This is a genomic window from Mesorhizobium sp. (assembly GCF_004962925.1).
Taxonomy (GTDB): domain Bacteria; phylum Pseudomonadota; class Alphaproteobacteria; order Rhizobiales; family Rhizobiaceae; genus Mesorhizobium.
In genome coordinates this window covers 1-1,012 of record NZ_SUEO01000148.1, presented here as the reverse complement: position 1 = coordinate 1,012, position 1,012 = coordinate 1, and the positions used below count along the sequence as shown (strand labels likewise).

The window sequence follows — 1,012 nt, the reverse complement described above, 5'->3', positions numbered from 1 at the left end:
CCCCGGGACCATTCTCGTCGGACTTCGCGAGCGGCGGCCGCAGATTGCGGCGACGCTGATGGAACTCCCAACAGTCGCAGCGGTCGCGCCAGATATCCTGTCAGAATACGGTGCCGACGACGTGGTTGTTGAAGAGGGGGACATAACTGTCGCGCCATCGATCGGTCGGCACGATCTGGCGATCCTGAAGGCCGTCGTCCAGGTCCTTCCGCCGGACCAGGCGCGCAGTTCGATCCTGAACGCGGCGCGTTGCCTCACACCCGGAGGCGAGATCGCAATTGCGGGGTGGGGTGTCGTCGATGACGACCGCCTCGGCCCGCCTGAGGGTGTCTTTCTGAATCTCACCTTCTTGAACCTCTATCGCCACGGCGAATCGTACACTGAAGGTCAGTATCGCGCGTGGATGACCGAGGCTGGATTCCGGGATATCTCCAGGTCGAGCCTGACGGACGGCTCCACGTTGTTTCGTGCGCGCCTCACGGACTGACCGTGGCTGAATGGTTGATTTCGGACGCAAGGATCTCCGAGGCGCCCGACCCTATCCGGGCAGCCTTAACGTTGAGTGCCGAGAGCGTTCGCTTGTCCGGCGTCAACTCGGAGCGAGCCATATCTATGAGCTCGTATCGGCGAGCAACATTCCTTCCCGACGAATGGTCGAGGCGAGCGGTCTCCGATTGGAGCCGACCCTGACATGCGGAGTTGCGACCCCTCATGAAAGCGTGCGCTTTACAAAGTGCCATTGGATGGAGAAGAGGCGCGAAGCTGAATTTACCGCATCGAACGCGCTGGTCTCCTTTCAAGCCGATCCAACTTGAAAGCTGACCATCCGTCTGCGGCCCCAAACAGGACGTTCATTGTCGAGGCGCAGAGCGTCGGCAGTTGGCCACCCGCGCATTCCGGTATCCGGCCGGACGGCAGATCCGACCCAAGGCAATTGTCCAGCCTCGGGTACCAAGCGTCATGTGTGGATGCCCCCGTTGATGCAAGGGGATTTTCAAACGTCGAGGGCATG

General features: G+C 61.1%; 1 protein-coding gene. It reads left to right on the top strand.

Annotation, left to right across the window (positions count from 1 at the left end; all coding sequences use genetic code 11):
- Positions 1 to 487 (top strand): methyltransferase (locus E5W87_RS24555; protein WP_292403432.1); only part of this gene is annotated, 487 nt, incomplete at its 5' end.
- Positions 488 to 1,012 lie beyond the last annotated feature (525 nt).